Annotated in this window: 2 protein-coding genes and 2 pseudogenes; all 4 read right to left on the minus strand. The window is 61.5% G+C overall.

The genetic code is table 11. The annotated features are described in order from the left end of the window. A pseudogene (locus ACRXB1_RS32935) lies at window positions 1-128 on the minus strand (phosphohydrolase); the annotation flags it as partial. A 1-nt stretch (window position 129) separates the two neighbouring features. After that, the gene (gene phnY / locus ACRXB1_RS32940; RefSeq protein ID WP_449494413.1) at window positions 130-1,584 is read right to left on the minus strand and encodes a phosphonoacetaldehyde dehydrogenase; all 1,455 of its coding nucleotides are present in this window, start codon (window positions 1,582-1,584) and stop codon (window positions 130-132) included. Then, window positions 1,581-2,849, minus strand: coding sequence for a phosphonoacetate hydrolase (gene phnA, locus ACRXB1_RS32945; RefSeq protein WP_449494414.1), 1,269 nt, complete (start codon window positions 2,847-2,849; stop codon window positions 1,581-1,583). Before phnA ends, phnY begins: the two co-directional genes overlap by 4 nt. Window positions 2,850-2,990: 141 nt before the next feature. Beyond that, window positions 2,991-3,521: pseudogene (locus tag ACRXB1_RS32950) on the minus strand (ABC transporter permease subunit); the annotation flags it as partial.

The following is a 3,521-nucleotide window of genomic DNA, read 5'->3' on the forward strand; positions in this document are numbered from 1 at the left end:
TCTCCCGCGCCTTCGGCCAGCGCCGCGCTCTGCAATGCGTGCTGCAGTTGCGTCACCGGCTCGCCGCTGTAAGCCATGGCGCCGTAAGTATCGAATAGATGACGGATGTCAGGGAGTGTCAGCGCCATATCATTCCCACGGTAACGAAAAAGTCTTGAGGCTCGTGAAGCTTTTCATCGCTTCCTGGACACCTTCCTTGTAGCCGAGGCCGGAGTCCTTTATACCGCCGAAAGGTGTCAGTTCTATGCGATAGCCGGGCACTTCCCACACGTTCACCGTGCCGACGCGCAGTTCGTTCACAAACCGCGTGATGAGGTCGGCGCGGTCCGTGCACACGCCGGATGACAAACCGAACGCGGTGCCGTTGCTGATTCGTATGGCGTCGTCGATGGTATCGAATTCAATGATAGGCGAGACCGGGCCAAAAGTTTCCTCACGCACCAAGGTCATGGAAGGATCGACCCGGTCGAGTACGGTCGGCGAATACAGCGCGCCATTGCGGCGATTGCCGCAGAGCAGGCGCGCGCCTTGCCGCACCGCTTCGTTCACGCGCGTCTCGAACGATTCCGCGGCAGTTGCGTCTATTACCGTACCCATCTGGTTGGCGGTATCGAAGGGATCGCCGTAGCTCCATGCGTGCGTTTTTTCCAGCACGAGTTCGGTGAAGCGCGCGGCGATCCCCTTCTGCACCAGCATGCGTTTCACCGCCGTGCAGCGCTGTCCCGAGTTCTTGTACGAACCCTGTACGGCAAGCGTGGCGGCGCGTTCGACATCGGCGTCATCGAGCACGATCAGCGGATCGTTGCCGCCGAGTTCAAGCACCACTCGCCGGTACCCCGCCTTCGCGGCGATCGCTTTGCCTATCGCCACGCCGCCGGTAAAAGTGACCAGTTCTGCAAGGCGGTGCGTGACGAGTTCGTCGGCGATCTCGCGCGGATCGCCGGTCAGGACCTGCAGCATCGGGGCGGGCAAACCGGCTTCGTAGAGCACATCCGCGAAGTAATAAGCCGATAACGGCACCTTCTCCGAGGGCTTCAGGATCACGCGATTATTCGTCGCGATGGCCGGCGCAATCTTGTGCGCGACCTGGTTCATCGGATGGTTGAACGGCGTGATCGCGACAATGACGCCGGCAAGCGGTTCGCGTTGCGAAAACACGCGGCGCGCCTTGCCGTGCGGCGTCAAATCACAGGAGAAGCTCTGGCCGTCGTCGCGCAAGGCCTCCATGGACGCAAATTTCAGCACGTCGGCGACGCGGCCGATTTCGTACCGCGAATCCTGCTTCGATAAACCCGACTCCAGCGAAATCAGGTCGGACGCTTCTTCCGTGCGTTCACGCATGATGCTAGCCGCGCGTTCGAGGATCTGCGAACGCTCGTAGCGCGTGAGCGTTGCGCGGTAGTTTGCCGCGTACTCGAAGGCGTCGCGGACATCGTCGACACTGGCCATCGGCACGGTGCCGACGCGCGTATTCGTGTACGGATCGAACACATCGAGATTGCGTGTACGCGCCGCACGCTCGCCCTTGAGCCGGAGCTTCTCCATGCGCAGCGCGTGCTGCTCGGCCGCGAGGACGGCGCTCATGATGCAAGGACCAGATGGTTGAGTGCGATGCTCAATACATCGAAATTACGCAGACGTTTGCCGTTGAGCTTCGACTCAAAGCCGTCGGTTTTCCGATTGAAGAGCAACGGCACTTCCTGCTCCGACACACCACCATGCGAGCGCAGTGGCACCGTGAGGCCCGAAAGATCGTGTTCCGCCCGACGCGTGCCAAGCGCCGTGTTGCGCCCGCTCACCACGACGAGGTCGCCCACACGATCGTTCGGCAGTTCGAAGCGTTCGCACGCCGTTGCGTTGTCCAGCACGATATCGACGCCCGGCAACTCGGCGATGCGCTTCGCCAGTGCTTTTGCATCGACGGAACGCGGCAGGTAGATCGTCGCGAACGATCCAAGCGCGCCATGATGAACGACGTAAGGATCGGTGATGGGCAGGATGACCCGTGCGCTGGGAATGTCCAGTGTTCCGTCGAGCCAGTCCTGCAGATACACGACGTTAGGCTCGCCCGTCGATGGGTCGTGCTTCGCGTTCATGCCGTGGTCGGCGGTGAGCCCGATCACCGCGCCGAGCGCATTCAACTGCGCGAGGTATCCGTCCATCATGGCGTAGAACGCGTTCGCGCCGTCCGTGCCGGGTGCGAACTTGTGCTGTACGTAATCGGTTGTCGAGAGGTACATCAGGTCGATGTCGCGCGTCTCTGCCAGCCGCACGCCCGCTGCGAACACGAACTCGGAAAGCCCCGCGCTGTAGACATCGGGCACAGGTTTGCCAACGAGATTCAGCACGTTGTCGATGCCATTTTCCGCGAGCGTGGCGGCATCGGCTTTTTCAGCCGAGAAACAAATGCCGTCGAGCTGCCAGCCAAGCAAACGCCTCAGCTTGTCCTTAGCCGTGACCACCGCGACCTTGTCGCCGCGCTGCGCCGCGGCCGCGAGAATCGTCCCGGCGCGAAGGTAGGCCGGGTCGTTCATCATGACCTCGGCGCCCTTGCCGCCGTTCGCGTCCGGATCGAAGAAATAGTTGCCGCAGATGCCGTGCACGGAAGGCGGCACACCCGTCACGATGGACAAGTTGTTGGGGTTCGTGAACGACGGGATCACACAGTCGGCACGAAAGGCGGAACCACCTTCGAGCATCGTGCCGATAAACGGCGCCACACCCGCGGCAACCGCTGCTTCGAGATAGTCGTACTCGCAACCATCGACGCACACGACGACCGTCAACGCGCGTGCCGGGCCATACGCGCGGCCGTTGACTTCGATAGACGTTTCAGTAGAGATGGACATGACGTTCCTTTTCGAGCGTGAACCGGCACTTTTAATTCGGCGCGATTTACATATTTTGACTTACAACGCCAATATTTGCCACATTTTTCGGCGTGAGAAATTGTCCCGCGCAAGCGGGATACACCTTGCGGTAGCTTCGATTCAGGCCATGCGCCGCCGGGGAACCTTCGCCGCGATCAGCAACAGCGCAGCGAGAGACACCGCCAGCAGGATCAGCGAAAGCGCCGATGCCGGCAGGTAATAACCGCGATTCACCTGTCCCACCACGACGATCGGAACCGTAGCGAATCCCGGCGGATAAACGGTCAGCGTCGCGCCGAGTTCGCCCAGCGACAACGCGAAACCAAGCGCAAGACTCGCGCGGATTGCGGGAACGAGTTGCGGCAGGACGACACGCGAAAGGACCATCGATGGCGGTGCGCCAAGGCTCGCCGCCGCTTCGCGCAGGATCGTAAGTTCAGGCCGCAGCGCAGCGGCCGCACATCGATAACAAAACGGCAGCACCAGCGCCAACTGCACCAGCACGACAATTGCCGCGGACCCTGAAATATCCAGCGGCTTCTTGTGATACGCAATCAGCACGGCCAGTCCGAGCACGACGCTCGGCACGCCGTTGGGCATCATCGCGATGGTATCGACCCATGCGCCCACACCGCGCCGGTCGCGGCCTTA

It is taken from the genome of Caballeronia sp. M23-90 (assembly GCF_053574605.1).